This window comes from Methylobacterium sp. GC_Met_2, from assembly GCF_026540795.1.
Taxonomy (GTDB): Bacteria; Pseudomonadota; Alphaproteobacteria; order Rhizobiales; family Beijerinckiaceae; genus Methylobacterium.
Map to the genome: position 1 here is coordinate 1 of NZ_JALNUM010000090.1, position 25,996 is coordinate 25,996.

Annotated in this window: 21 protein-coding genes; 9 read left to right on the forward strand and 12 right to left on the reverse strand. The window is 69.0% G+C overall.

Translation table 11 applies throughout. The features are described from left to right. Positions 1-545: 545 nt before the first annotated feature. Positions 546-1,484 (forward strand): LysR family transcriptional regulator, encoded by a 939-nt coding sequence (locus OXS49_RS24235; protein WP_267427237.1) that lies wholly within the window; start codon positions 546-548, stop codon positions 1,482-1,484. Positions 1,485-1,556: 72 nt separating this feature from the next. Here the strand turns inward: OXS49_RS24235 and OXS49_RS24240 are convergent, their stop codons facing one another. After that, positions 1,557-3,047 (reverse strand): DUF2252 domain-containing protein, encoded by a 1,491-nt coding sequence (locus tag OXS49_RS24240; protein WP_267427238.1) that lies wholly within the window; start codon positions 3,045-3,047, stop codon positions 1,557-1,559. A gap of 218 nt (positions 3,048-3,265) precedes the next feature. Here OXS49_RS24240 and OXS49_RS24245 point away from each other — a divergent pair, with 218 nt between their 5' ends. From OXS49_RS24245 to phaC, 4 genes are all read left to right on the forward strand, one after another. Continuing rightward, entirely contained in the window at positions 3,266-4,918 is a 1,653-nt protein-coding gene (locus OXS49_RS24245) for an acetolactate synthase large subunit (protein ID WP_244007504.1), read from the forward strand. Positions 4,919-4,961: 43 nt separating this feature from the next. Continuing rightward, positions 4,962-6,137: an iron-containing alcohol dehydrogenase gene (locus tag OXS49_RS24250; protein ID WP_267427239.1), complete on the forward strand. Its 1,176-nt coding sequence runs from the start codon at positions 4,962-4,964 to the stop codon at positions 6,135-6,137. A gap of 493 nt (positions 6,138-6,630) precedes the next feature. Then, positions 6,631-7,461 carry a poly(R)-hydroxyalkanoic acid synthase subunit PhaE gene (locus OXS49_RS24255; RefSeq protein WP_267427240.1) on the forward strand — a complete coding sequence of 277 codons (831 nt, stop codon included), beginning with the start codon at positions 6,631-6,633 and terminating at the stop codon, positions 7,459-7,461. Beyond that, positions 7,454-8,584 carry a class III poly(R)-hydroxyalkanoic acid synthase subunit PhaC gene (gene phaC / locus OXS49_RS24260; protein WP_267427241.1) on the forward strand — a complete coding sequence of 377 codons (1,131 nt, stop codon included), beginning with the start codon at positions 7,454-7,456 and terminating at the stop codon, positions 8,582-8,584. The genes OXS49_RS24255 and phaC overlap by 8 nt, the downstream gene beginning before the upstream one ends. Positions 8,585-8,902: 318 nt before the next feature. Here phaC and OXS49_RS24265 read toward each other — a convergent pair whose 3' ends face one another. The 3 genes from OXS49_RS24265 to OXS49_RS24275 all read right to left on the reverse strand — a co-directional run bounded on the left by OXS49_RS24265 (position 8,903) and on the right by OXS49_RS24275 (position 12,370). Further along, complete coding sequence (locus OXS49_RS24265; RefSeq protein ID WP_267427242.1) at positions 8,903-9,220, reverse strand: cytochrome c; 318 nt, start codon at positions 9,218-9,220, stop codon at positions 8,903-8,905. 262 nt (positions 9,221-9,482) lie between these two features. Continuing rightward, entirely contained in the window at positions 9,483-10,754 is a 1,272-nt protein-coding gene (locus tag OXS49_RS24270) for a PQQ-dependent sugar dehydrogenase (RefSeq protein ID WP_267427243.1), read from the reverse strand. A 113-nt stretch (positions 10,755-10,867) separates the two neighbouring features. Next, entirely contained in the window at positions 10,868-12,370 is a 1,503-nt protein-coding gene (locus OXS49_RS24275; RefSeq protein ID WP_267427244.1) for an NAD(P)/FAD-dependent oxidoreductase, read from the reverse strand. Between the two features lie 268 nt (positions 12,371-12,638). Between OXS49_RS24275 and OXS49_RS24280 the strand changes: the two genes are divergently transcribed. Then, a complete protein-coding gene (locus OXS49_RS24280) occupies positions 12,639-14,555 on the forward strand; it encodes a hypothetical protein (protein WP_267427245.1) in 1,917 nt (638 codons plus the stop codon). Here OXS49_RS24280 and glp read toward each other — a convergent pair. From glp to OXS49_RS24305, 5 genes are read right to left on the reverse strand one after another with little or no spacing between them, the layout of a single operon-like run. Then, positions 14,527-15,756 (reverse strand): gephyrin-like molybdotransferase Glp, encoded by a 1,230-nt coding sequence (gene glp, locus OXS49_RS24285; RefSeq protein ID WP_267427247.1) that lies wholly within the window; start codon positions 15,754-15,756, stop codon positions 14,527-14,529. The two genes, OXS49_RS24280 and glp, sit on opposite strands and share 29 nt — an antisense overlap. Further along, entirely contained in the window at positions 15,753-16,244 is a 492-nt protein-coding gene (gene moaC, locus OXS49_RS24290; protein ID WP_244003335.1) for a cyclic pyranopterin monophosphate synthase MoaC, read from the reverse strand. The genes glp and moaC overlap by 4 nt, the downstream gene beginning before the upstream one ends. Positions 16,245-16,247: 3 nt before the next feature. After that, positions 16,248-17,156 (reverse strand): indole-3-glycerol phosphate synthase TrpC, encoded by a 909-nt coding sequence (trpC, locus tag OXS49_RS24295; protein ID WP_267427248.1) that lies wholly within the window; start codon positions 17,154-17,156, stop codon positions 16,248-16,250. Beyond that, a complete protein-coding gene (trpD, locus tag OXS49_RS24300; RefSeq protein WP_267427249.1) occupies positions 17,153-18,190 on the reverse strand; it encodes an anthranilate phosphoribosyltransferase in 1,038 nt (345 codons plus the stop codon). Before trpD ends, trpC begins: the two co-directional genes overlap by 4 nt. 36 nt (positions 18,191-18,226) lie before the next feature. After that, positions 18,227-18,841 (reverse strand): aminodeoxychorismate/anthranilate synthase component II, encoded by a 615-nt coding sequence (locus tag OXS49_RS24305; RefSeq protein ID WP_267427257.1) that lies wholly within the window; start codon positions 18,839-18,841, stop codon positions 18,227-18,229. Between the two features lie 219 nt (positions 18,842-19,060). On the opposite strand from OXS49_RS24305, the gene OXS49_RS24310 reads away from it, so the two are divergent. Beyond that, a complete protein-coding gene (locus OXS49_RS24310) occupies positions 19,061-19,597 on the forward strand; it encodes a hypothetical protein (RefSeq protein WP_267427250.1) in 537 nt (178 codons plus the stop codon). A gap of 231 nt (positions 19,598-19,828) precedes the next feature. Here OXS49_RS24310 and trpE read toward each other — a convergent pair whose 3' ends face one another. Both trpE and OXS49_RS24320 read right to left on the reverse strand, forming a co-directional pair. Continuing rightward, the gene (gene trpE / locus OXS49_RS24315; RefSeq protein WP_267427251.1) at positions 19,829-21,346 is read right to left on the reverse strand and encodes an anthranilate synthase component I; all 1,518 of its coding nucleotides are present in this window, start codon (positions 21,344-21,346) and stop codon (positions 19,829-19,831) included. Positions 21,347-21,350: 4 nt separating this feature from the next. After that, positions 21,351-23,252, reverse strand: a complete 1,902-nt coding sequence (locus tag OXS49_RS24320) for a peptidylprolyl isomerase (protein ID WP_267427252.1) — start codon at positions 23,250-23,252, stop codon at positions 21,351-21,353. Between the two features lie 183 nt (positions 23,253-23,435). Here OXS49_RS24320 and tpiA point away from each other — a divergent pair, with 183 nt between their 5' ends. Further along, positions 23,436-24,197: a triose-phosphate isomerase gene (gene tpiA, locus OXS49_RS24325; RefSeq protein ID WP_267427253.1), complete on the forward strand. Its 762-nt coding sequence runs from the start codon at positions 23,436-23,438 to the stop codon at positions 24,195-24,197. 89 nt (positions 24,198-24,286) lie between these two features. Next, entirely contained in the window at positions 24,287-25,198 is a 912-nt protein-coding gene (gene ppk2, locus OXS49_RS24330) for a polyphosphate kinase 2 (protein ID WP_267427254.1), read from the forward strand. A gap of 28 nt (positions 25,199-25,226) precedes the next feature. On the opposite strand, the gene OXS49_RS24335 is transcribed toward ppk2, so the two are convergent. Then, complete coding sequence (locus OXS49_RS24335; protein ID WP_267427255.1) at positions 25,227-25,676, reverse strand: nuclear transport factor 2 family protein; 450 nt, start codon at positions 25,674-25,676, stop codon at positions 25,227-25,229. Positions 25,677-25,996: the final 320 nt, after the last annotated feature.

The following is a 25,996-nucleotide window of genomic DNA, read 5'->3' on the forward strand; positions in this document are numbered from 1 at the left end:
CGCGGGCGCCGCCCCATCCCCGGACCCGCCCGGTCAGCCACCGGGCGGGCCCCGCAAAGGACGCCCCGGGATCGCTCCCGGGCCGCCGTGGACAGGTGGCGGCTAATGAGCATAGAATAGGAACATTGTCAAGAGTGGCGGAGGATTGGTCGCCGGCGGCCCTACCCCGCAGACGGGCTACAATGTTTGCATATCGCGGTTCGATACGGCCGACGGCTGCAGAATGATCCAGGTCGAAGGCCAGCGCGCTCTCCCTCCCCCCTCTGCGGGGGAGGGTGGCCCCCAAAGGGGGTCGGGAGAGGGGAGCGACGGTGCACGACAAGGCTCCGTGCTGCGTGAAGGTCGCGCCTGATCCTGAAGCCGGGTTCCCCTCTCCCGACCCCTGCCGACGCAGGAGCCACCCTCCCCCGCAGAGGGGGGAGGGAGACGCGAGGAGCCGGCTTGTCCCGTGTTCGACCACGGACTGTGAACGAGCACGACCGGCAAACTCCAACCCGCCCGGATATTGCTATAGCTCAGCCCGACACCCACAGACCGAATCGCCCGTGGCCATCGACCATATCGACCTCAGCCGGATCGACCTGAATCTCCTCGTGGCCCTCGACGCGCTCCTCGACGAGCGCAGCGTCACCCGTGCGGCGGCCCGGATCGGGGTCGGCCAATCGGCGATGAGTTCGAGCCTCGCGCGGCTGCGCCGCCTGTTCGACGACGAGCTCCTGACCCGCGCCCCGGACGGGATGCGGCCGACGCCCCGGGCGCTCAAGCTCGCCGAGCCCCTGCGCGCCACCCTCCGGCAGGTTCAGGCGCTGGTCCATCGTGAGGAGCGCTTCGAGGCGGCCACCGTAGATCGATCCTTCACGATCAGCCTGCCCGACAGCGTCGAGGTGCTGCTCGGGCCCCGCCTGATCGCGCAGCTTCGCCGGGAGGCACCGGGCATCCGCCTGCTGCTGCGCTCCGTCGAGCGGTCACGGATCCTCGACGAACTCGATGCCGACCGGGTCGATATCGCCATCGGGCTGTTCTCCGAGGGGCAGATCCACCACAAGCAGCGCCTGCTCTACCGGGACAGCTACGTGGTGCTGTTCAACGCCGCGTTGATCGGCCTCGCGCCGCCGATCGGCCTCGACGATTACCTGCGGTTTCCCCACGTGCTGACCTCCCTGCGGGAGACCGCCCACGGAGTGGTGGACGATGCGCTTGCCCAGATCGGCCGGTCGCGGACGCTCGCCGTCACCACGCCGCGTTTCCTGGTCGTGCCGTTCCTCGTGCGTGCCGCGCCGGTGATCGCCACCATGCATGCGCGGCTTGCGACCTCCTTCGCCAGCGCGCTGGAACTCAGCGTAAGCCCGGTGCCGGTCGCGCTGGAAGATGTCGCCGTGTCGATGCTCTGGCACGCCTCCTACGACCGCGATCCGGCCCATCGCTGGCTGCGGGACCTGCTGGTGCGGCTCGCCCACGAGCCACCGCCGCCCGGCATCATCTGACGCGATGCGCAAGATCCTTGTGTGCGCATCACCGTTTTCCGAAAGCCGGCGCCCACCTTTCGGGATGATACTTTACAGGCAGGGATCCTCCGCGGCCTCCAGGCGACCGCTCGCGATCGCGGCGCGGAACAGCTCGAAATCGGCGGCGTTGCGCGCCGCATAGGCGCTCGCCCAGTCGGCGATCGCGGCGGCGAGATGATCGTTCTTGCCGCTGCCGCAATAGCCGGTGATCGCCGCCGCATCCCCGGTGCGGGCATGGGCGCGGGCCAGCAGCGTCCCGTAGGCGTACGAGAAGGTCAGGAGCGAGGCGCCGGACATCCGCGCCAGCGGAATCGCGCCCTTCAGGTTCTTCATCTGGCGCACGTAGAACGGGCGGTCGGCGATGCTGGTCCAGCCGAGCAGCGGATCTCCCACCGCCTGGAGCAGGCGCTGGCCGTAGATCACCCGCTCGCCCTCGTGGCGGGCATAAGGATCGGGCATTCCCGGCAGGTACGGCGCGTGGGCCGGACGGACCGCCTCCTTGACCTGAAGGAACAGCGCGTCCGCGTCGGAATTGCCGAACAGCAGGGCCAGATAGGCCCGGGTCCCGACGCTGCCGACGCCGACGACCCGGTGGGCCACGTCGACCACATGGTAGCGATCGAGCATGAAGCGCCGCTCACGCGGCAGGGTCTCGGCGTAGCGCTCCAGACCGGTGACGACGCTCTCTCGCGTGGCGTCGTCGACCGGCGTCAGGATCGGCGCGTCCGTCTTGAGACGCCAACTCCCGTCGGTCCGCCGTTCCGCCACCTGCGACAGCAGGCTCCGGTTGTTCCGCCGCCGGGCCTTGTCCACCGCGTGCCGGACCACCGCCCGGGCCTCGGCATCGAGGCGCAGGCCGGAGATGTGGGGCGTGTCGACCCGCGTCGTCTGATACCAGATATCGAGAGAGCCCTGGGGCGCCAGACGCCGCATCGTCTGCTGATAGCCGCAGACCGCCTCGATGACCGCCGCACGGGAATCGCGCGCCGAGGCGCCGGCCTCCGCGGTCGCGATCGCGAGACCGGCGGCGAGGCGCTTCAGGTCCCATTCCCACGGGCCGATCGTCACCTCGTCGAAATCGTTGAGATCGAGGACGATGTCCTGCTGCGGCGTGCCGAACAGGCCGAAATTGTCGGTGTGGGCATCGCCGTTCATCACCACGTCGATGCCACTGCGGCGCCCGCGCGACAGGTCCCAGGCCATGACGTGCGCGGCCCCGCGCAGGAACGCGAAGGGCGAGGTCGCCATCCGGGCGACCCGCAGCGGGACCAGATGCGGTTGGCGCCCGTCATGGGCCGCCTCGATCAGGGCGATCGGGTCGGGCCGGTCCGGATCGTCCGCGCATTCGCCCTGGGCCCTGTGGGGCACCGCGTCCCGGAGCGACTTGCCGGCCTGACGGCGCTTGTCCCACGATTCGACGCCGACGCGCAGGTCGATGCGCGGGAAATCCGCGATCGGCGCCAGAACCGGACCCGTGTCCGGCTCGCTCGGCCCGGCGGCACTGTCCGCCGCTGCGTCCTGCTCGATGGCCATCCGTTCCATGGATTCAAAATTCCCTGACCGCTCGACAACCTTGACCGTGCAACGACGTTCCGGGGTGCGGCAAGTCTGGCGGAGATAGCATCGCGCCGCCTCTGTGACTGTTCGGGCGTGGACCGGTCTTGACCACTTCCGGTGGCGGCTCTCTAACCACCCCACGGGCCGCCAGGACATTCTTCGCCGAGCGACGCCGATACGCCGACGCACCAGCGAGACCTCGCATGCCCAAGGGTTCAGATCTCCTCGTCGCCGCCCTTGAGAACGAGGGGGTCGACCGCATCTTCGGCATTCCCGGCGAGGAGAATCTCGACGTCGTCGAGTCCCTGCGCACCTCCAAGATCGAGCTGGTGCTGACCCGCCACGAGCAGGCGGCGAGCTTCATGGCGGCGACCCATGGCCGCCTCACCGGCCGGCCGGGCGTGTGCCTCTCGACGTTGGGCCCGGGCGCCCTGAACTTCTCCACCGGCGCGGCCTACGCGCATCTCGGTGCGATGCCGATGATCATCATCACCGGCCAGAAGGGCATCCTGTCCGCGCGGCAGGCCAAGTTCCAGATCGTCGACGTGATCTCGTCGATGAAGCCGATCACCAAGATGGCCCGCCAGATCGTCTCCGCATCGTCGATCCCCGCGATCGTGCGCGACGCCTTCCGGGTCGCCACCGAGGAGCGGCCCGGCCCGGTTCTGTTGGAGTTGCCCGAGGACATCGCCGCCGAGGAGGCCGAGGCCAACCTGGTGCCGCCGCACCCGATCGACATCCCGGTCGCCCACCCGACGGCGATCGACCGGGCCGCCGCCATGATCCTCAAGGCCAAGCGCCCGCTGGTGATGCTCGGTGCCGCCGCGAGCCGGCCGCGCGCCACGGGCGATCTCGGCGGCTTCGTCCGGCGCACCCAGATCCCGTTCTTCACCACCCAGATGGGCAAGGGCACGGTCGCCAGCGGCACCAGCCTGTACATGGGCACGGCAGCCCTGTCCGAGCGCGATTACGTCCACGAGGCGATCGACAAGGCCGACCTGATCATCGCGATCGGCCACGACACGATCGAGAAGCCGCCCTTCTTCATGGGCCAGGCCGACCAGAAGGTGCTGCATATCGGCTACATGCCGGCCAACGTCGAGCAGGTCTATTATCCCGATGCCGAGGTGGTCGGCGATCTCGGGCCGACCCTGAAGATCCTGGCCGACCGGCTGGAGGGCAAGCTGCCGAATGCCGGCGCCCTGCTGCACCTGCGCGAGCACATCCTCGATCATATCGCCGACCGCGCCGGCGAGGATCGCTTCCCGGTGACGCCGCAGCGCCTCGTGCGCGACGTCCGCCGGGTGATCCCGGAGGACGGGATCGTGTGCCTCGACAACGGCATGTACAAGATCTGGTTCGCCCGGAACTACCGCACCTACGTGGCCAACACGCTGCTGCTCGACAACGCGCTCGCCACGATGGGCGCCGGCCTGCCGTCGGCCATGATGGCGGCGATGCTCTACCCGAACCGCCGGGTGATGGCGGTGTGCGGCGACGGCGGCTTCATGATGAACAGCCAGGAGCTGGAGACCGCGGTGCGGCTCAAGCTCAACCTCGTGGTGCTGATCCTCGACGACTCGGCCTATGGGATGATCCGCTGGAAGCAGGCGGTCGACAAGTTCGCCGATTTCGGCATGACCTTCGGCAATCCGGATTTCGTCCTCTACGCGCAGGCCTACGGCGCCAAGGGCCACCGGGTCGAGGCGGTGAACGACCTCGTGCCGACCCTGGACCGCGCCTTCGCGGAAGGCGGCGTCCACCTCGTGGCGGTGCCGATCGATTATTCCGAGAACACCCGCGTGCTGGTCGAGGAGCTGCGCGAGAAGGTGAAGGATTTCGAGCCGGCCGAGTGACCTCGGTCTCACCAATCGTCGGCCAGCAAGACAGGGCAGCGCGATGAACCCGTTCACCTTCCAGACCACGCCGAACGTGCTGTTCGAGGCTGGCGCCTCCAAGAAGCTGCCGGAGATCGTCGGCAGCTTCGGGGCCAAGCGCGTGCTGCTGGTCACCGACAAGGGCGTGCGCAGCGCCGGACTCACGAAGGCCGCCGAGGCGGCTCTGGCGGAGGCCGGCATCACCCTCGACGTCTACGAGGATGTGGTGGCCGATCCGCCCTCCACGGTGATCGAGGCGGCGGCCAAGCGGGCCCGGGAGCTCGGGACCGACCTCGTCCTGTCGATCGGCGGCGGCTCGGCGCTCGATACCGCCAAGCTCGTGGCCTATCTCGCGAAATCTGACGAGCCGCTGGATTCGATCTACGGCGTCGGCCTGGCCAAGGGCAACCGGCTGCCGCTGATCCTGGTGCCGACCACGGCCGGGACCGGCTCCGAGGTGACGCCGATCTCGATCGTCACGACGCCGACCACCGAGAAGAAGGGCGTCGTCGCGCCAAAGCTCCTGCCCGACTGGGCGGTGCTCGATCCCGAGCTGACGCTGGGGCTGCCCGCGCATGTCACGGCGGCCACCGGCATCGACGCCATGGTTCATGCCATCGAGGCGTTCACCAGCAAGAACAAGAAGAACCCGATCTCCGACCAGCTCGCCAAGCAGGCCCTGGCCTTGCTCTCGGCCAACATCCGCACGGCCTGCACCGACGGCAAGAACCTCGACGCACGCTCCGGCATGCTGCTCGGCTCGATGCTGGCCGGCATGGCCTTCGCCAACGCGCCGGTGGCGGCGGTGCACGCCCTGGCTTACCCGGTCGGCGCGATCTTCCACGTGCCGCACGGGCTCTCGAACGCCCTGGTGCTGATGGGCGTGATGCGCTTCAACCTCTCGCACGCCGAAGGACTCTACGCGGAGCTGGCGCCGATCCTCGACCCCGCGGCCGCCGACCTGCCGCAGCCTGAGGCCGCCAAGCGCTTCGTGGACAGCCTCGACGCGATCTGCCGCGACTGCAAGGTGCCGGCTTCGCTCGCCGAGGTCGGGGTCGCCCGGCAGGATCTGGAGCGCATGGCCACCGATGCGATGAAGCAGACGCGGCTCCTCGTGAACAACCCCCGCGCGGTCACCTACGACGACGCCTTCAAGATTTACGCCGAGGCGCTGGGCGAGGCACGACCGGCGGCGTGAGCGCGTGATCCAAGGTGTCCCACCCTCCCCCTCATCCCTTACGACTTGGCACATCAACGGATGAGAATGACGGCCGACTCACGCGCGCACGCCCTCCCCCCCTCTGCGGGCTTGCGGATTCACACATTGGCTCTTGAAGGCCGCGACGCCCCCCTCTCCCCGCGCGCGGGGAGAGGCCCGCACGGACCTCGTCGTCCGGGCGGGAAGCGCAGGCGAAGCCGGAGCGGTGGTGAGGGGGCTTGGCCGGAGGAGTCTCGTCCGGCGCCGCCCCCTCACCGTCGGCTGCCGCCTCGCTCCGGCGACGACGAGGTCGCCGAAGCCCTCTCCCCGCAAGCGGGGCGAGGGAGGTCATGCGGTCATCGTCGGCGCAGCGGGCGAAGTGTGAATCCGCAAGCCTCTGCGGGGGAGGATGCGGGTCATGCGGTCGAGCGTGTGAGCTGACGAAAGGCTTCGCGGTCGCGCGGAGCCCTACAGGGCCGGGAGAAACGCCAGCATGGACCAGTTCGACGCGTTCCGGGCGATGGGCGAGTTCTGGACGCGGGCCGGCATGGGCATCTTCACGCCCGGCGCCGGGCAATCCGCTCCGGGCTTCGGCTCACCGATTTTTTCCACGCCTGACGTCGCCGGGCTCGCCGCCGCGCAGGCCAAGCTGACCGAGGCCTGGAACGCCGCGACCGCCCTCTCGGAGGCCCTCACCAAATCGCTTCAGGGCGGCCCCGGCGCGCCGGACCCGACCGCCGGCGCGGTGCTCGCCAAGATCTTCGATCCGCAGGCTTGGCTCGGCGGCTCGGCCGAGTTCGATTCCGCGCTGACCCGCATGGCCGAGGGCCCGCAACTCGCCGATCTGTGGCAGACCGAGCGGCGCTACGCGGCCCTGTTCACCGCCTGGGCGACCCTCCGGCGGGCGCAGAGCGAGCATCAGGCCGTGATGCTCGACGCCTGGACCCGGGCGGCCGGGACCTTCGCTCAGGAGGCCAATGCCCGCGCCGAAAACGGCGAGCGTTTCGCCTCCGCCCGCGCGATGATGAGCCGGTGGATCGAGACCGCCAACGCGGTCCTGCTGGAGGTCCAGCGCTCGGAGACGTTTCTCACGTCGCAGCGGGCGGTGCTGCGGGCCTCAACCGATCTCCGGCTCGCCCAGCAGGATATCGCGGCCTTCCTGGCGGAGTTCTACGGCCAGCCGACCCGGGCCGAGCTCGACGACGTGCACAAGAGCCTGACCGAGCTGCGCCGGGAGGTCCGGGCGCTCCGCCGCGAGCGCCGGCAGGCCGGTAAGGTCGCCAAGGCGGGTGGTTCACAGGTCGGGGAGAACGCCCATGGCTGATCCAGAAAGCCCGAAGGGATTGGCCGCGCCGCTCGCCCTCACCCCCGCCGAGCTGCTGGCCGAGGTCGGCAGCCTCGGTCGCCGCCTGAGCGAGGGCGCCAAGCTGTTCGCCGATGTCAGCGACGCGGATGTCGAGATCGCCACCACGCCCAAGGATCTGGTCTGGAGCCAGGACAAGGTCAGCCTTTACCGCTACCGGCCGCTCGCCGAGAGCAAGGGTCTGCCGCCGGTGCTGATCGTCTACGGGCTGATCGGCCGCTACACGATGGCCGATTTGCAGGAGGACCGCTCGCTGGTCCGCAACCTGCTGAACCTCGGCCTCGACCTCTACGTGGTCGACTGGGGCAATCCGGGCCGGGCCGACCGCTACGTCTCCATCGACGATTACGTGGATGGCTACCTCGCGGACTGCGTCGCCTTCATCCAGGAGGCGGCCGGGCGGGAGAAGGTGAACCTGCTCGGCATCTGCGAGGGCGGCGTCTTCATCACCTGCTACGCGGCGCTCTACCCCGAGACCGTCAACGCGATGGTGCTGACCATCACGCCGATCGACTTCCACGCCGATTCCCGCGACGCGCGCGCCGGCCACGGCTTCATCAACGTCTGGACCCGCTCGCTCACCCCGGAGGACATCGACCGGCTGATCGACGCGCAGGGCTCCCTGCCCGGCGCCTTCATGGGTTCGGTGTTCTCGATGATGACGCCGATGCGCACCATGACGAAGTACAACCTCGATCTGCTCGACGCCCTCGACGACAAGAAGAAGTTCTTGAATTTCTTGCGGATGGAGAAGTGGATCGCCGACCGGCCGGATCATCCGGGCGAGGCGGCCAAGCAGTGGCTGAAGGATCTCTACCAGGACAACAAGCTGGTCCAGAGCGCCTTCGTGCTCGGCGGACGGACGGTGAATCTCAAGGCGATCACCTGCCCGGTGCTGAACGTGTTCGCCCAGGACGACCACATCATCCCGCCCGCCACCTCGCAGGCGCTGAAGGACAAGATCGGCACGACCGACTACACCGAGATGGGTTTGCCCGGGGGGCATGTGGGCGTTTTCGTCGGCGGCAAAGCGCAGAAGCTGCTGGGCTCGGGCATCGCCGATTGGTTGGGCGAGCGGGGGTAGGATGCTCGCTGATCGGTCCTCACAAAGCGCAACGCCCCTCCCCTCCCCTATCCGCGGGCTTGCGGATTCACAGATCGGGTTTGGGATCATCGTGCGGTTGCCAAATGGGGCGGCCCGGCCGGCTCATGCGCCCTCCCTCCCCCCTCTGCGGGGGAGGGTGGCCCCTGCGTCAGCAGGGGTCGGGAGAGGGGAGCGACGCTTCAGGCAAGGGCGCGACCTTCAAGACGGCCACGTCCTAGTCGGAAGCCGGGCTCCCCTCTCCCGACCCCCTTCGGGGGCCACCCTCCCCCGCAGAGGGGGGAGGGAGAGGCGCGCGCACTACCCCGGCGGCAGCACGTCGACTTGAATCCCCGCATAATACGCCGCCAGATTGGCGATATCGGTGTCCGACAGCTCCTTCGCGACCACGTTCATGATCTCGTTCTGCCGCTTGCCGTCGTGGTACTCGGTGAGCGCCTTCACCAGATAGGGCTCGACCTGCCCGGCGAGGTTCGGCGCCTCCGGCAGCTTCGAGAGCCCGTCCATCCCGTGGCAGGTCTGGCAGGCGGTCGCGCGCTTCCGGCCCGCAGCCGCGTCGCCGGCCTGGGCCGAGAACGGGACGAGCGTGGCGGCAAGAAGGAGAAGCGGGCGGATCATCAAGCAAACTCTAAAGACCAGTGGATACGAGCCCGCTCGCCTCCAAATGGCGCGCGGGTCCCCTCTCCCGTGCGGGAGAGGGACAGGGTGAGGGATGAGAACTCTCAGAACGCGGCGCGACCGATACGTGCCGTGAGGCTGTGCTCTGTCCTGAACCTTCTCGTCCCTCACCCCAACCCTCTCCCGATCGGGAGAGGGGGCGCGTTGCGCTTGCTTGCGACGGCAGCGGATTCCGCGCAGGAAGGCGCCCATTCGCAAAAAACTACTTCTCGTACGAGATCCGGTAGATCGCCCCGGCGGAATCGTCGGAGACCAGCAGCGAGCCGTCGAGCATCACCGCTACATCCACCGGTCGCCCGAGATACTCGCCATCGCCGGTGAGCCACCCTTCCGCGAAGGGCTTGACCGACTCGACCTTGCCGTCGGCCCCGAGCTTGGCGAACATCACTCGGGCGCCTACCGGCTCCGTGCGATTCCACGAGCCGTGCTCGGCAATGAAGATCCCCCCCTTGTAGGCGGCCGGGAACTGCTTGCCGTTGTAGAAGGTCAGGCCGAGATCGGCCGCGTGCGGCGGCAACTCGGCCATCGGGGCGACCGCGTCGGCCGGCGGGGTCTGGTCCTTATATTCGACCGTGCGCACCGCGCCGCCGCCGTACCACGGGAAGCCGAACGTCTCGCCCGCCTTGGTGGCGTGGTTCAGCTCACCCGGCGGCTTGTCGTCGCCCATCCCGTCGACCTGATTGTCTGTGAACCAGAGCGACTTGTCGGCGGCGAAATCGATCCCGACCGAATTGCGGATCCCGGTGGCGTAGACCTCGCGGTTCTTGCCATCGGCATCCATGCGGATGATGCCGCCGATCCCGGCCTTCCTGTACAGGTCCAGCTTGTCGGCCGGGGGCACGTTGTAGGGCTGGCCGAGCGCGATGTAGGTCTTACCATCGGCGCCGACCCGGCAGACGCGGGCGGTGTGGTTGAAGCTCTCCTCGGCGGCCGGGATCAGCTCGCCCTGCTTAACCAGCACGCCCGCGGCGACGTCCGGGTTCTCGTAGAAGAACTCGGCGGCCGGGAAGGCCAGGACGCGGTTCTGCTCCACCACGGTGAGCACGCCGTCCTTCGAGAAGCACACGCCGTTCGGGATCTTGAAGTCGATGCCCGGCGCGAAGGCGCGGACCTCGTCGGCGACCCGGTCCTTGTCGCGGTCGGTCACCGTGTAGACCTTGCTCTTGCGCGTGCCGACGAACAGCACGCCGGCATTGGGGCCGACCGCGATCGAGCGGGCATCCGGCACCACCGCGTAGAGGTCGATCTTGAAGCCCTCGGGCAGCTTGACCTTCGCGAGGTTCTTGCGGATCGCGTCGGCGCGCCGGCCAGTCTGCGGAATCTCGGGGGCGGGCTGCGTGTTCGTGCTGTGGAAGCCTTCGAGCTTCTGCAGGTCGTCGGTCTTGGCCTTCGTCTCGGCGGGCGCGGCGGCGCCCTGCCCGAAGGCCGGCGCGGCGACACCGGCCAGCAGCGCGGCGATGATCCATGGTCGCATCGTGACGTATCCTCCCGGCCGCCCTGGTGTCGGGCAGGTCCGGGTGGCAACGATAGAGCCGCGTGTCCGAGGGACAAGCCGCGCCGGTGACGCGGCCCGACCCCTGTCGCCGATCAGGCGACCTTGCGCGGCACCAGCCGCTCGCTGGCGAGCGCCGCCTCAGCCCCCGAGACGCCGGCCTCCGTGTACTCGGCATCCTCGTTGACCCGCCAGACATCGTGCCGGCGCTGGCCGCCGAGGATGTTCTCCACGGTGAGCATCGCGGTCATCATCGCGTGGTCCTGGTTGTTGTACTTGTGCATGCCGTTGCGGCCGACGAGGTGCAGAGTCGGGAAATCCCGCTCCAGCTCGCGCCGCACCGTCGCGACGTGGCCGGCATAGTCTTCGTCGTAGACCGGATAGGCCTTGGCCTGCCGGACCACGCAGGCATCGACCACCTCGGCCGGATCGATCAGACCGATCTGCCCGATCTCGCGCTTGGCGAGCGCGACGAGTTCATCGTCCGAAGCGCTCCAGAGCCCGTCGCCCTCGAAGCAGAAATATTCGAGGCCGAGGCAGGTATGGTCCGCGTCCGGCACCATCTCGGGTGACCACGAGCGGAAGTTCTGCACCCGCCCGACCTGCACCGACGGATCGTGGATGTAGATCCAGTTATCCGGGAAATTCTTTTGCGACTTCGCGATGAGAGCGACGGTGAGGAAGTCGCGATACTGCAGCGACCGGGCATTGAAGGTGCTGAGCGGTCGCGGCCGGATCGAATCCACCAGCTCGCGGACCGGAGCCGAGGAGACCACGTTGCGGGCCGTGAAAGTCTCGCGGCTGCCATCGGCGCGGCGGGCTGCCACGGTCCAGATGCCGGTTCCGGCGTCGAAGCTGAGGGAATCGACGCCGCGGTCGAGCAGCACCTTCCCACCCTGCCCCCGGATCTTGGCGGCCGCCGCCTCCCACATCATGCCGGGGCCGCGCCGCGGGTAGCGGAAGGATTCGATCAGCGTCTTGATCACGGGGCCGCCGGCCTTGGCCGGCTTGCGCAGGCCGAGCGAGCGCTTGATCCCGTCGCGGAGCGCGGAGCCGAGGTCGAGCCCCTTGATGCGCTGCGCCGCCCAATCGGCCGAGATCGCATCGCACGACATGCCCCACACCTTCTCGGTGTAGGTCTTGAAGAAGATCGCGAACAGCCGCTCGCCGAACTGATTGCGGACCCAGGCGTGGAACGTCTTCGGCTCCCGCACCGGCCGCAGGCGGGCGTAGAGGTACGAGGCCATGCAGGCCGCGCTGGTGAGCAGGCCCAGATTCCGCAGCGCCTCGAACGCCTTGAGCGGATACGCGTAGTAGCGGCCGCGATAATAGATCCGCGACAGGCGCGGGCGCTCGATGAAGTCGTTCGGCAGGATCTCGTCCCAGAGATCGACCACCGCCTTGGATTTCGAGAAGAACCGGTGCCCGCCGATATCGAACAGATAACCGTTGTGGGAGACCGTGCGCGAGATCCCGCCGACCTGGGCCGGGTCGCGCTCCAGAACCGTGACGGACCGGCCCTGCTTCGACAGCAGGTAGGCGGCGGTGAGGCCCGCAGGCCCCGCGCCGATCACCAGCGTCTCGGTGTGGTGGCTCATCCCGTGCTCCGGCGATTCGTGGCTCGCACGACGCGCGCAGCGCCGACCTGCCGCGAGGATGCGGAGCCATGGTTAAGGAATCGCTGGCGGGACAGGCCTGTCGCGTCGGCGAATGCCGATCTCCGCCGCGAAAGTGATCGTCACCGGAGAATCCCGGGCTTTTCGGAGGCGTTGAAGGCGGCCGAAATGGCCGGTCTTGACCGATCGTTAAGCCTGTCGGCGCAACCTCGCTGCCGAGGGCCTCGGCTGCCCGTCTCAGTGACAGACCATGCCCGCTCCGGCGCAGCCGACCGCCCGACCGCACGTCCGGGTCGCGCCCCGTACGCTCCTGTGGGCGCTGGCTGGACTGTGCCTCGCCACATTGGTGCCGCCCGCCGACCTGTGGGCCACGATCCATCACCTGCGCGTGCCGGATACCGACGACGCCATGCGCCTCGCGGAGGTGCGTGACCTCATCAACGGCCAGGGCTGGTACGACAATGTCCAGCACCGCTTCCTCGCCCCCGCGGGCGTTCCGAGCCACTGGTCGCGGCTGGTGGATGCGCCGATCGCGGGGTTGATCCTGATCCTGACGCCGTTGGCCGGCCGAGGCCTTGCGGAGGGTCTGGCCGCCGCCCTGTGGCCGCTGCTGCTGTTCGGGCTGTACTGCGGGGTTCTGTATCGCGGCATGCGAGCGAATTTCGGCCGGCACGCGGCGATCCTCGCCCTCATCGCGGCGACGCAGACCCTCGGCGTGACCCTCCAGTTCGCGGCCGGGCGGGTCGATCACCACAACGTCCAGATCGTCGCGATCGTTGGCCTCGCTGTGTGCATGATCCGGGGCGGCGTCCGGAGCGGCCTGATCGGCGGCGCGTCGGCGGCACTGTCGCTGGCGGTCGGGCTGGAGGGGCTGCCGTCCATCGCCGCGGCGGCCTTGTTTGTCGTCGGGGATTGGTGCCTGCGCGGTCGCCCGGCGCGCCCGCTCCTGGCCGGCTTCGGCCTCGGGCTCGGCGTCACCGCGCCCGCGCTGTTCGCCGCGCAGACGGCGCCGGGGCTCTGGACCGCCACACGCTGCGACGCGCTCTCGCCGCCCTGGCTCTGGCTCACCCTCGGTGGCCTGCTCCTGGCCGTCTGCGCCACTTTGGCTGGGGAGCGGCTCGCGTCGATCCGGGCACGTACCGCCGTTGCCGGCCTCTGCGGCGCGATCCTGCTCGCCGGCTTCGCGCTGGCCTTCCCGATCTGCCTGGGCGGCCCCTTCCCCGACATGCCGCCCCTCGTGCGGGATCACTGGCTGCTCACGGTGAACGAGATGGCCGCGCTGCCGAAATTCATCGCCCGGGGGCAGTGGGAAGCCCTGGTGTTCTATCCGGTGGTGGTGCTCGCCACCGCCGCCGCGACCTGGTTGGCGTGGCGTGGGCCGGAGCAGCGGGCCTGGGCGGTCATGGCTGTGTTCCTGTGGCCCGGCCTGATCCTCGGCCTGTTCCAGTTCCGCGGCCTCTACATCGCCTCCGGCTTCGTCCCACTGGTGGCGGGGGCCATCCTGGCTCGAGCGCTCTCCGTCGAAGTGGACGTCGATTCGGAGGGAGGGAGCGCGTCACGAAACAGGTCCGGAGCCGTCCTCGATGGCAATGGGCACAGCGCCAAGCCACTCCGGGAGGCTGCCGGCCCGCGAAACAGTCTGCCCCGCTGGGGCGTGGCGCTCCTCGGCGGCGGTCTCATCAGCACGGTCTGGATGGCGCCCGCCGTTCTCGCCGCGGCGCTGGTACCCGCCGCGCGGACGGCGCCGGATCCCGCTGGTGCGAGTGCCTGCCGCAGTGAGGCAGCGCTCGCGGCTCTCAAAACCTTGCCGCCCGGCACCGTCCTGGCTCCGATTCTCATTGGGCCCGCGATTCTACTGCATACGCGGCACCGGATCGTGGCGGCGCCGTACCATCGGGCAATCCCCGGTCTCACGGCGGCGATCGAGGGGCTGGGGGGCACACAGGCGAATCTGGATCGGGTGCTGACGGCGTTCAGGGTCGATTACCTCGTCGCCTGCCCGGCCCGACCGGCCGAGGATCTTCAGGCCGAGACGGCCTTCGCCACACGGCTTACCCGGGGCACGGCGCATTCCGATAGGCTGGTGCCGCTCAGCCTGCCCGGCCCCCTCAAGGTGTGGCGGGTGACGCCTGCCCCCCTCAGAGCAGGCGGCGATCCAGCCGGATGATCCGGCCGGGATCACCGGCCCGGGCGGCGGGCGCGTGCGGGGCGCGGATCAGCAGCGCCTCGGCTTGGCCCAGGACCGCCAGCATCGAGGAATCCTGGCGCTGCTCGGGCGTCGCCACCGGCAGCCGACCCGGCTCGACGGCGAGGCGCGCGCGCATGTAATCGGCCCGTCCATCGTTGGCCGCGAGGTCTCGACCGAGCAAGGCCGGCTCGCTCCGATCCGCGCCGGCCTGGGGGTCGCCCTGAAGCGCGCGGATTGCCGGCACCACGAACAACAATCCGCAGACGATGGACGAGACCGGATTTCCCGGCAGCCCGATCACCAGCATGTCGCCCAAGCGGCCGTGCATCAGCGGCTTGCCGGGCCGGAGCGCCACCCGCCAGAAGCCGAGTTCCAGGCCCTCCCGTGCCAGCGCGGCCTGGACGAGATCGTGGTCGCCGACAGACGCGCCGCCGAGCGTGATCAGCAGATCGGCCCGGGCCTCGCGGGCGCGCCGGAAGGCGTCCGCCAGGGCCGCATGGTCGTCCGCCGCGATGCCAAGATCGATGATCTCCGCCCCCGCCTCGGCGGCGAGCGCGCCAAGGGCGAGACTGTTGGAGGCGACGATCTGGTCCCAGGCCGGCGTCGCGCCGGGCTCGACCAGTTCGTCCCCGGTGGCCAGGATCGCCACCCGGGGGCGGCGCCGGACCGGCAGCTCCGGATGGCCGGCCGCCGCCGCCAGGGCGAGGCGCCGGGCATCCAGGGTCAGGCCGGCGGTCAGCAGCGTGTCTCCGGCCGTGAAATCGAGCCCGGCCCGGCGGATGAACCGCTTGGGCTCCACCGGTTCGACCACCCGCACGGTCGCGCCGTCGGCCTGCGCATCCTCCTGGATCAGGATCGCGTCCGCGCCATCCGGCACCGGCGCCCCGGTGAAGATCCGCACCGCCTCGCCGGGACCGAGTCTGCCCGAGAAGCCGTGGCCGGCCGCGCTGGTCCCGATCAGGCGCAGGGTCGCCCCTGCAACGTCGGCGTCGGCGCTCCGGACCGCGTAGCCGTCCATGGCGGAGGCCGGAAACGGCGGCTGCGTGCGGGTGGCGGCGATGTCGGCGGCCAGCGTCCGCCCGGCAGCCTGAGCCAGCGGCACGGTCTCGGCCTCGACCGGCCCCGTCACGCTCGCCAGGACCCGCGCCAGCGCCTCGGCGACCGGGATCAGGCCGCTCATGAAGCGGGTGCCCGATAGGCGCCTGAGCGGCCGCCATCCTTGGCGGTCAGCCGGATGCCCTCGATGCGCATGCCGCGATCGACCGCCTTCACCATGTCGTAGACCGTCAGGCACGCCACCGACACCGCGGTCAGCGCCTCCATCTCGACGCCGGTCGGTCCCTGCACCCGCACCTCGGCGGCGATACGCAGACCCGGCAGCGCGTCATCGGCCTCGATCTCGACCCTGACCTTCGACAGGAGCAACGGGTGGCAGAGGGGGATCAATTCGTGGGTGCGCTTGGCCGCCATGATGCCCGCGAGCCGCGCGGTGCCGATGACGTCGCCCTTCTTGGCATCACCCTCGCGGATCAGCGCCAGGGTCTTGGGCTCCATCACGATGGTGCCCTCCGCCCGGGCGGTGCGATCGGTGGCGGGCTTGTCGGTGACGTCGACCATGTTGGCCGCACCGCTGGTATCGAGATGGGTGAGCGTCGCGCCGGGCTCCATCGCTCAGCCCTTCTTCCGCTTCTTGGCGTCCTTGCCGTCGCCCTTGTCGTCGTCACCTTCGCCGATGCCGAACAGCAGCGTGCGGGTCGCGGCCGTCACGTCGGCCTGCCGCATCAGGCTCTCGCCGACCAGCACGACGCCGAGACCGTGCGCCCCGAGGCGGGCCACGTCGGCGTGATCGCCGATGCCGCTCTCGGCCACGGCGATCCGGTCGGCGGGGATGCCGGCGCCGAGGCGGATCGCCGTCTCGAACGAGACCTCGAAGGTCTTGAGGTTGCGGTTGTTCACCCCGATCATCGCCGTGCCCAGGGGGATCGCCCGGGCCAGCTCGGCCTCGTCGTGGACCTCGACCAGAACGTCCATCTCGAGGAGATGCGCGGTCTCGACCAACGCGACGGCCTCGTCGTCATCGAGGCAGGCCATGATGACGAGGATGCAGTCCGCCCCCCAGGCCCGGGCCTCGTAGACCTGATAGGGTTCGAACATGAAATCCTTGCGCAGGGCCGGCAGCCCGCAGGCCGCGCGCGCCGCGGTCAGATAGTCCGGCCGCCCCTGGAACGAGGGTTCGTCGGTCAGCACGGACAGGCAGGTCGCGCCGCCGGCCGCATAGGCGGCCGCCAAGGTCGCGGGGTCGAAATCGGCCCGGATCAGACCCTTCGAGGGGGAGGCCTTCTTCACCTCGGCGATCAAAGCCGGCCGGTTCTCCGCCAGATGCGCACGGATCGCCGCCGCGAAGCCGCGCACCGGGTCGGCCTGCGCGACCTTGCGCTCCAGCTTGGCCAGCGGCACACGCAGCTTCGCCTCGGCGATTTCCCGGCGCTTGTAGGCCTCGATCTTGGCGAGCACGTTCGGCCGCTCGGTCGGCACCTCGGCGCCGGTCGCGTGGGTCGGCTCTTGCGTCAGCGAGCTCATCGGCCCTCCTGTCCATGGGAGCGGTCGTTCGAGGCCCGGACGAGCCGGGCGAGCGTCTCCCGGGCTGCCCCGGACTCGACGGCATCCTGCGCTCGTGCGAGCCCGTCCGCCAGGGTCGGAGCGGCGCCCGCGACCACGAGTGCAGCGCCCGCATTGAGCGCCGCGATGTCACGGTAGGCGTTGCGCGCGCCGGCGAGCACCGCTTCGAGCGCGCGGGCATTGTCTTCGGGATCACCGCCGCGCAATTCTTCGGGCGCGCGGAGCGTCAGGCCGAGCTCCCGCGGATCGATGGTGAAGCGGGAGATCCGGCCCTCCTCCAGGGCGACCACCCGGGTCGGACCGGTGACGGTGATCTCGTCGAGCCCGTCGGAACCATGGACGGTCCAGACCCGGCGGCTGCCGAGTTCCGCGAGCACCCGGGTCAGCGGCTCGGCCAAAGCCTCCTGGGCGACGCCGAACAGCTGGTAGGCGACGCCGGCCGGATTGCTCAAAGGGCCCAACAGGTTGAAGATCGTCCGGACCGGCAGTTCCGAGCGCACCGGCGCGACGTGCCGCATCGCCGGGTGGTGGGTCTGCGCGAACAGGAAGCAGAGGCCGGCCTCGTCCAGGCAGCGCGCTTGCCCCGCGACGTCGAGCCCGAGCTTCACGCCGAGAGCCGCCAGCACGTCCGCGGCGCCGGAGCGGGAGGTCGCGGCGCGGTTGCCGTGCTTGGCCACCGGCACGCCGCAGGCGGCCACCAGGATGGCGGCGAGGGTCGAGACGTTCACGCTGCCGGAATGGTCGCCGCCGGTGCCGACCACGTCGATGGCGCCCTCGGGCGCCGCGACGCGGGTCATGCGGGCCCGCATCGCCTCTGCGGCGCCGACGATCTCCGCGATGGTCTCGCCGCGCACCTTGAGGGCGGTCAGGAAGGCGCCGGCCTGGACCGGCGTCACCTCGCCCGACAGCAGATCGTCGAAGGCGGCCCGCGCCTCGGCGAGGTCGAGGGCGAGGCCCCCGGCGACCTTCGCGAGATGGGGTCTGAAACTGTCCATGCGCTCTGTCGGAGGGCCGCCCCGGCCTCCCGCGGGTCAATGCACGTCGGGACGCGTCCTGTCACGCGCCGCGTTCCAGGCGGCGGCGAGATCCAGGAAATTCTTCACGATCTCGGTGCCGTGCTGCGAGCGGATGCTCTCGGGGTGGAACTGCACGCCGTGGAGCGGGCGCTCGGCGTGCTCCAGCCCCATGATCAGGCCATCCGCCTCGGCGGTCACCTTCAGGGCCGCCGGGCAGCTCGCGCGGTCGACCACCAGGGAATGGTAGCGCGTCGCCTCGAAACTGTCGTTCAGGCCGCGGAACAGGCCGCTGGCCCCGTGCCGGATGGTCGAGACCTTGCCGTGCAGCGGCAGCGGCGCCCGCACCACGTCACCGCCGAAGGCCTGGCCGATCGCCTGGAGACCGAGGCAGACGCCGAAGATCGGGATTTCGTCCGACAGGTCCCGCACCACGTCCAGGCACACGCCCGCCTCGTTGGGGGTGCAGGGGCCGGGCGACAGCACGATCGCGTCCGGGGCCTTGGCGCGAATGTCGGAGACCGTCAGCGCATCGTTGCGCACCACGTTGATCGCGCCGCAGAGCGGGCCGATCAGGTGGACGAGATTCCACGTGAAGGAATCATAGTTGTCGATGACGAGGACGTTGGGCATCGCGGCGGCACGCTCGGGCATGGGGGCGATGTGACCGCTTGGGGCGGAGCGGTCAACCGTGCATGCCTCGCAACCAAGTTGGCGCACCTTCAGGATCGGTCGGCAGCGAACCCGACTACCGGCCCACCCACTCTGAGCGCGCAACTACTCGAAAGTTACAGTTATGCGCAGCACATGATTTGACACCTCGTTCTAGACTAGATCTGGCCGCGCCCGTACATGAAGGCACGCACATTCTCGATGGCCGTCGACATGACGATTCCCGATCTGCTTCATATCATCTGGGAATTCGCGAAGGGTGATTACGGGGGTCGGGTCGAAGCCAGTGTTGCGGCCGCCATAGCGGGCCTGCTGCTATCGACACATTTCAAGAAAAAGAGGCTGCGCGCGGCGATCAGACCGGAGATCGAAATCGTCAGCGCATCGTACGCGGACAAGCTAACGCAGCAGAACAAGGACGAACTGATAAACCTTGTAAAAAACGATCCCGACTATCGCGTCCTGATCCTGACATCGATGAAACGCAGCATTATCGGCAATCTCGACGACGATATTTCCTATCTCCCACAGCGGGTCGCGAAGCATCTCATTCACTTCAACGACCTATCTGAACTGATTGATGATACGATCACAGTCCTGCGAAGTGAGACGTTCAGCTCACTCAGCCTCGCGCGCAAGATCGCTACGATTGAGGTACCCTTCAAAATCCAACCGGAACTTCAGGACCATGCCCGGCGGCTTCTTGAAGACCTGTAGCTCAGAACTTGATGATCTCTGTCGAAAACGCCATGATATCGACTCCAACTCTGGTGAGGCCAAGCCTTCTTTGCAGGCCAGATCTATCATAATGTAGGTCCGAAACCAAGGTGCGCAATGTGCGCCGAGGTGGCCGCAGAGCTGCCCGGATAGCTCTTCAGCGAGCGCCGCACCGACCTGAGCCGTGATCGAAGCGTTGCGGCAGGAACTGCCGAAGGCGGATGCCCCGGCCTACTGCCCCCGCTTCGCCTGCGCGGCGAACCGCACCGCCTCCTCGGCGGCCCTGAACAAAGCCTTGGCCTTGTTGACGCATTCCTGCTGCTCGGAAGCCGGATCGGAATCGTACACGATCCCCGCCCCGGCCTGGACGTGCATCCGCCCGTCCTTCACCACCGCCGTGCGGAGCACGATGCAGGTATCCATCTCGCCCCGCGCACCGAAATAGCCGATGCAGCCGGCATAGGGCCCGCGCTTCTCGTGCTCCAGTTCGTTGATGATCTCCATGGCCCGCACCTTCGGGGCGCCCGAGACCGTGCCGGCCGGGAAACCCGCCGCCAGGGCGTCGAGCGGGTCGTGGCGCGGATCGAGGTCGCCCTCGACGTTCGACACGATGTGCATGACTTGGCTGTAGCGCTCGATGAAGAACGAATCCGTCACCCGCACGCTGCCGATCCGCGAGACCCGGCCGGCATCGTTGCGGCCGAGATCGAGCAGCATCAGGTGCTCGGCGCGCTCCTTCGGATCGGCCAGCAGCTCCTCGGCCAAAGCCGCATCCTCGGCCGGCGTGGCACCGCGGCGGCGGGTGCCGGCGATCGGGCGCACCGTGACCGTCCCTTCGCGGACCCGCACCAGGATCTCCGGCGAGGAACAGACGATCTGGAAGGTCTCGAAATCGAGATAGCAGAGGAACGGAGCCGGGTTGGTGCGCCGGAGCGAGCGGTACAGGCTGAAGGCCGGCAGGGTGAATGGCGCCGAGAAGCGCTGCGACAGCACCACCTGAAACACGTCGCCCGCGACGATGTATTCCTTGGCGCGCGCCACCCGGGCGGAGAAGTCGTCCGGCGTCGTGTTCGAGACCGGCTCGGGATGGGCGACCGCGGACAGGTCCACCCGGGCCTCGATCGGCAGCGGCCCTTCCAGGGCTTCAGCCACCCGGTCGAGGCGCTGAAGCGCGTCCTCGTAGGCCGCCCGCGCGCCGAGACCGGCGGCAGGCCGCACCGGCGAAACCACGGTGATGATGTCCCGGATCGAATCGAACACCACCATCACCCGCGGCCGGACCAGGATCGCGTCGGGCACGCCCAGCGGATCGGGGTTCGGTTCCGGCAGCCGCTCCATGGCGCGGACCATGTCGTAGCCGAGATAGCCGAACAGGCCCGCCGCCATGGGCGGCAGATCCTGGCCTTCGTCGCCGATGGCGCTCTCGGCGATCAGGGCACGCAGGCTCGCGAGCGGCGCCCGATCGTCGGGTTCGAACCGGGTCAGGTCGGCCCCGCGGGCGATCGCGGGCGCGCCATCCCGGCAGCGCCAGATGAGATCCGGATCGAGGCCGATCATCGAGTAGCGCCCGCGCACGGCGCCGCCCTCGACCGATTCCAGCAGGAAGGCCGGCCCCGCATGCCGCGCGCGCAGCTTGAGGAAGGCGGCCACCGGCGTTTCCAGATCGGCCACGAGGCTCAGCGCGACGACGCTCGGCTGGCCGGCCTCGTAGCGTTCCGCGAAGGCCGCGTAGTCGGGAGCCTCGGCCATCGCCTCAATACTCGCCGCCGATGGCCCGGCGCAGGGCCGTCGCATCGACCTTCACGCCGGCGTTCTTCTGGACCTCGGTGATGTACTCGGACAGCACGTCGTCGGCGAGCGCGGCCTGGAAGTTCTGCCCGATCGTCCTGTCGCTCGGGCTTTCGGCCACGAAGGCCGGCACGGTCGCGGACGTCACCTTGAACACCGCGCGCGAATCGTTCGCCGCCGCAGTTCCGGCCTTGCCCACCGGCGTCGCGAAGACGAGGTTGACGTCGTCGGCCGTCAGCATGTCCTTGGCTTGGTTGCGCGACAGGTCCTGCGCTTCCTGCAGGTTGACGCCGACGTCCTTGGCGACATCCTCCATGGACTCGCCCGTGTTGAGCTTCTCCACCAGCTCGCGCCCCTTGGTCTGGAGGCGCTTGGCGATCTCGGTGGCGGTCCAGCCGGCCTTTACGCCGTCCTTCACCTGATCGAGCGGCTTGTCGTGCGCGGGGTCGATGTTGGTCACGTCGTACCAGACGTAGCCGCCGGCCTTGGTCCGCAGGGGCTCGTTGTCGCCACCGATCTCGGCGCGGAACAGGGCCGGCAGCGTGGTGTCGGCATCCGGGATGTCGGCGACCTTCTTGCCCTCGGGATCCTTGCCGTTCGGATCCACGGCCTTCACGGCGATCAGCGTGAGGCCGCGCTCCGCCGCGATGTCGGTGAGCGGCTTGGCACCGGCGCGCTGATCCTCGATCGCGTCGCGGGTCGTCTCCATGGCGTCGCGGGCGCGGGCGAGCGCAAGGCCCTTGCGGATCTCGCCCTCCACCGCCTCGAACGGCTTCACGGTCCCGGGCTCGATCTTGGTCACGCGCAGGAGCACGGTGCCGAAGCGGCCCTGGACCGGCTGGCTCACGCCGCCCTCCGGCAGCGCGAAGGCGGCGTCGGCCACCACGGTGTCGAACAGCTCGGCTTTGCTGAGCGTCCCGAGGGTGAGGTCCTTGTCGTCGGTGCCGCGCTCCGTGGCGACGGCCTCGAAGGTCTTGGAGCCATCCTCGATCGCCTTGCGGGCGGCCTCGGCGGCGGCCCGATCGGGGAAGACGATCTGCTGGATCGCGCGCTTCTCCGGGCTACCGAAACGGTCCTTGTTCAGGGCGTAGGCGGCGCGGGCATCGGCCTCGCTGATCGCATCGGGTTTGGCCATCGCGTCCGGATCGACCACCAGAAGGTTGGCGGTGCGGAATTCCGGCGCGCGGAAGCCCGACTTGTTGGCCTCGTACCAGGTCTTCAGCTCCTCGTCGGTCGGATCCGGGATCTGACCGGCGGTCGAGGGGGTCAGCATCAGGTACGACGCGGCGCGGCGCTCGGTCGCGTAGCGGTGGACAGCCTCGCGCAAAGCCACCGGCACGTGCAGATCGGCCGAGATGGCTTCGGCGAGCTGCAGGCGCGCGATCACCGAGCGCTGCTCGCGTACGAACATCCCCTCGTTCAACCCGGCCCGCTGCAGGGTCTGGTAGAAGAGCTGCGGCTCGAACTGCCCTTGCGCGTTCTGGAAGCTTTTCTCGTCGTGGATCGCCCGGATCACCGCGGAATCCGGCACAGCGAGGCCGAGATCATGCGTCTTCTGGTCGAGGGCGGCCTCGGTGATCAGCTGAGCCATGACTTGCCGGTCGAGGCCGAGCATCCGCGCCTGATCGGGGGTGAGCGCGCGCTTCAGCTGCACCTGATAGCGCTGTATCTGGTTCTGATAGGCTTGGCGTACCTGCTCCGCGGTGATCGGCGTGCTGCCGACCGTGGCCACGTTGCTGTTGGCGCCGCCGCGGAAGAACTCCTCGACGCCGAAGATGCCCACGCCCGCGATCAGCAGGGTGAAGATGACCGTCAAGACGATCTTGCCGAGCCAATGCTGGCTGGCGTTGCGGATGCCCTGAAGCATGATTGCGATCGGATACCTTCGGCGGCCGCCCCGTCGCCGGGACGGCGCGTGTCCTGAAAGCCGACCGCGATAGACCATTCGCGTCCACAGGCAAAGGCTCGGCTGTCCGCATCGGTTTGCACGCTCAAGCTCGCTCTGGTAGGCCGCGGCAACTTGCGAACGGTAGAGCGAGGCGGGACAGGAATGACGCAGTCGGGGCGCAGACCGCTGGTCGCCGGCAACTGGAAGATGAACGGCACGCGGGCGTCGATCCAGGTGGTCGAAGCGATCCGCGGCGGTCTCTCCCCGGAACTGGCCGGCCGCATCGACGTGCTGATCTGCCCGCCCGCGACGCTGATCAGTGCCTGCGTCGCGGCGGCCGCCGGCTCGCCCATCGCCATTGGCGGCCAGAACCTGCACGCGCGGCCGAGCGGCGCCTTCACGGGCTCGATCTCGGCCGAGATGCTGGCCGATCTCGGGGCCCGCTACGTGATCGTCGGCCATTCCGAGCGGCGCGCCTATCACCACGAGACCGATGACGGCGTCCACGCCAAGGCGCTCGGCGCCCGGCGGGCGGGCCTGTGCGGGATCATCTGCGTGGGTGAGACCATCGAGGAGCGCGAGCAGGGCCGTGCCCTCGACATCGTCCGCGCCCAGCTCGCCATCGGCCTGCCGAAGGGCGCCACGGCGGCCGATACGGTGATCGCCTACGAGCCGGTCTGGGCGATCGGCTCCGGCCGGACCCCGACCCCGCGCGACATCGCGGAGGTCCACGCCTCGCTGCGCGATATGCTCGACAAGCTCGTGGGCGACGAGGCGCAGAAGATCCGCATCCTCTACGGCGGCTCCGTGAAGCCCGGCAACGCCCGCGAACTGCTGTCGGTGGACAATGTCGATGGCGCGCTGGTCGGCGGCGCCAGCCTCGTCGCCGAGGATTTCCTGGGGATCTGCGCCGCCTACGCGTGAGCCCGCGGACCCGCAGCGTCAGAAGGTTCTCGGGGCTGTCATACGATCCTGCTTAAGAAACGCGGTCTTCAACCATCGCGATTCGAACCATGACGGACGATCAGAGCCCCACCGACGCCTCCTTGATGGAGACGATCCGCCGGGAGATCCTCGACAGTTACGACGAGGAGATCGAACTCGGATTCGAGGAAGACCGTCTCGACAGTCTCGAAAGTGGGACCGGATCCGGCCTGGACCGTCGCTTCTACTTCCGGGAACTCCTGCGCCTCCAGCACGAGCTGGTCCGGCTTCAGGACTGGGTGCAGCACAACAAGCTGCGCGTGGTCGTGCTGTTCGAGGGCCGCGATTCGGCCGGCAAGGGCGGCGTGATCAAGCGGATCACCCAGCGCCTGAACCCGCGCGTCTGCCGGGTCGCCGCGCTGCCGGCGCCGAGCGAGCGCGAGCGCACGCAGTGGTATTTCCAGCGCTACATCGCCCACCTGCCCGCCGGCGGCGAGATCGTGCTGTTCGACCGCTCCTGGTACAACCGGGCCGGCGTGGAACGGGTGATGGGCTTCTGCACCGAGGCGGATGTCGAGGAATTCTTCCGCTCGGTACCCGAGTTCGAACGGATGCTCGTGCGCTCCGGGATCGTGCTGCTGAAATACTGGTTCTCGATCACCGACGAGGAGCAGGCCATGCGCTTCAACATGCGCATCGCCGACCCGCTGAAGCAGTGGAAGCTCTCCCCGATGGACGTCGAATCCCGCCGCCGGTGGGAGGACTACACCCACGCCAAGGAGGACATGCTGACGCGTACGCACATTCCGGAGGCGCCCTGGTGGGTCGTGGAGGCGGTGGACAAGAAGCGCGCGCGGCTGAACTGCATCCACCACCTGCTGGAGCAGATCCCCTACGGCACGGTGGAACATCCGGCGGTGGAGCTGCCGGCACGGGTCCGGCACGCCGACTATATCCGCGCGCCGATCCCGGCCGAGATGCACGTCCCGTCGAAATATTGAGCGATCGCCCTGCTGCGGGCTGCGCCCGTCAGATCTTGAAAGCCTGACGGGCGAGCAGGCGCCAGCGGCCGGCGTCGCGGTGCCAGACCTGCAGCACACCGATATGGACCGGGGAGGTCTTGCCGTCCGTCACCACCTCTCCGGTGAAGACGTGGCGGGCGATGGCATCGTCGCCAACAAGCGAAACCGAGCGGTCCGACAGGGTGATGCTCGGGAAGGTCTGACGCTTACTCGCCAGCGGCGCGATGAAAGCCGCCTTGTCCTGCACGACGCCGCTCGAATGGCCGTAGCTGAGCCCGTCGAGGGTCAGCATGTCGAGGGCGGCTCCGTCGCCGGCCAGGATGGCCTTGGTCAGAGCGTCCACCTGCGCCTCGACGGCGGCTCTCTGGTCTTGGGTCTGCTCGGCGGCGAAGGCCGGCCACATCAGCGTGGACGTGGCGAGGACAGCGGCGAGCGCTGCGCGGCGTGACATCGGCATGGCGTTCTTCCCGGCGTGGGACGGGGGATTGGGTGGTCCGTCCTTACCCGCCGGATCAGAGCACAGCCCAGGGATTGGTGCGAGGGAAACGCGCGATCCGCACGCGATCAACGAGTTGGCGCCGGGTTCCGATTGGTGTATGCGCCGAGCGAGATATGCGGCTGTTGTCCTGAGCAGCGGCCGCCTGCGCGCGCCCTGCGGTCCCCGCGACCGGCCCGCGGCGACCGCCGCGCGGACCAGACCACGCCTCCGGAACACCGATGCAGACCGTCCTGATCGTCGTCCACCTCATCATCGTGCTCGCGCTGATCGGCGTCGTG

What these genes read in the sequence shown, in the direction of transcription:
- OXS49_RS24335 (WP_267427255.1), bottom strand. Translation starts at nt 25,676, where the DNA reads ATGCCGATGTCACGCCGCGCAGCGCTCGCCGCTGTCCTCGCCACGTCC.
- OXS49_RS24310 (WP_267427250.1), top strand. Translation starts at nt 19,061, where the DNA reads ATGAAGGCACGCACATTCTCGATGGCCGTCGACATGACGATTCCCGAT.
- OXS49_RS24270 (WP_267427243.1), bottom strand. Translation starts at nt 10,754, where the DNA reads ATGCGACCATGGATCATCGCCGCGCTGCTGGCCGGTGTCGCCGCGCCG.
- moaC (WP_244003335.1), bottom strand. Translation starts at nt 16,244, where the DNA reads ATGGAGCCCGGCGCGACGCTCACCCATCTCGATACCAGCGGTGCGGCC.
- OXS49_RS24255 (WP_267427240.1), top strand. Translation starts at nt 6,631, where the DNA reads ATGGACCAGTTCGACGCGTTCCGGGCGATGGGCGAGTTCTGGACGCGG.
- OXS49_RS24240 (WP_267427238.1), bottom strand. Translation starts at nt 3,047, where the DNA reads ATGGAACGGATGGCCATCGAGCAGGACGCAGCGGCGGACAGTGCCGCC.
- glp (WP_267427247.1), bottom strand. Translation starts at nt 15,756, where the DNA reads ATGAGCGGCCTGATCCCGGTCGCCGAGGCGCTGGCGCGGGTCCTGGCG.
- OXS49_RS24305 (WP_267427257.1), bottom strand. Translation starts at nt 18,841, where the DNA reads ATGCCCAACGTCCTCGTCATCGACAACTATGATTCCTTCACGTGGAAT.
- ppk2 (WP_267427254.1), top strand. Translation starts at nt 24,287, where the DNA reads ATGACGGACGATCAGAGCCCCACCGACGCCTCCTTGATGGAGACGATC.
- trpE (WP_267427251.1), bottom strand. Translation starts at nt 21,346, where the DNA reads ATGGCCGAGGCTCCCGACTACGCGGCCTTCGCGGAACGCTACGAGGCC.
- OXS49_RS24250 (WP_267427239.1), top strand. Translation starts at nt 4,962, where the DNA reads ATGAACCCGTTCACCTTCCAGACCACGCCGAACGTGCTGTTCGAGGCT.
- OXS49_RS24280 (WP_267427245.1), top strand. Translation starts at nt 12,639, where the DNA reads ATGCCCGCTCCGGCGCAGCCGACCGCCCGACCGCACGTCCGGGTCGCG.
- phaC (WP_267427241.1), top strand. Translation starts at nt 7,454, where the DNA reads ATGGCTGATCCAGAAAGCCCGAAGGGATTGGCCGCGCCGCTCGCCCTC.
- OXS49_RS24265 (WP_267427242.1), bottom strand. Translation starts at nt 9,220, where the DNA reads ATGATCCGCCCGCTTCTCCTTCTTGCCGCCACGCTCGTCCCGTTCTCG.
- OXS49_RS24275 (WP_267427244.1), bottom strand. Translation starts at nt 12,370, where the DNA reads ATGAGCCACCACACCGAGACGCTGGTGATCGGCGCGGGGCCTGCGGGC.
- OXS49_RS24245 (WP_244007504.1), top strand. Translation starts at nt 3,266, where the DNA reads ATGCCCAAGGGTTCAGATCTCCTCGTCGCCGCCCTTGAGAACGAGGGG.
- OXS49_RS24320 (WP_267427252.1), bottom strand. Translation starts at nt 23,252, where the DNA reads ATGCTTCAGGGCATCCGCAACGCCAGCCAGCATTGGCTCGGCAAGATC.
- tpiA (WP_267427253.1), top strand. Translation starts at nt 23,436, where the DNA reads ATGACGCAGTCGGGGCGCAGACCGCTGGTCGCCGGCAACTGGAAGATG.
- trpC (WP_267427248.1), bottom strand. Translation starts at nt 17,156, where the DNA reads ATGAGCTCGCTGACGCAAGAGCCGACCCACGCGACCGGCGCCGAGGTG.
- trpD (WP_267427249.1), bottom strand. Translation starts at nt 18,190, where the DNA reads ATGGACAGTTTCAGACCCCATCTCGCGAAGGTCGCCGGGGGCCTCGCC.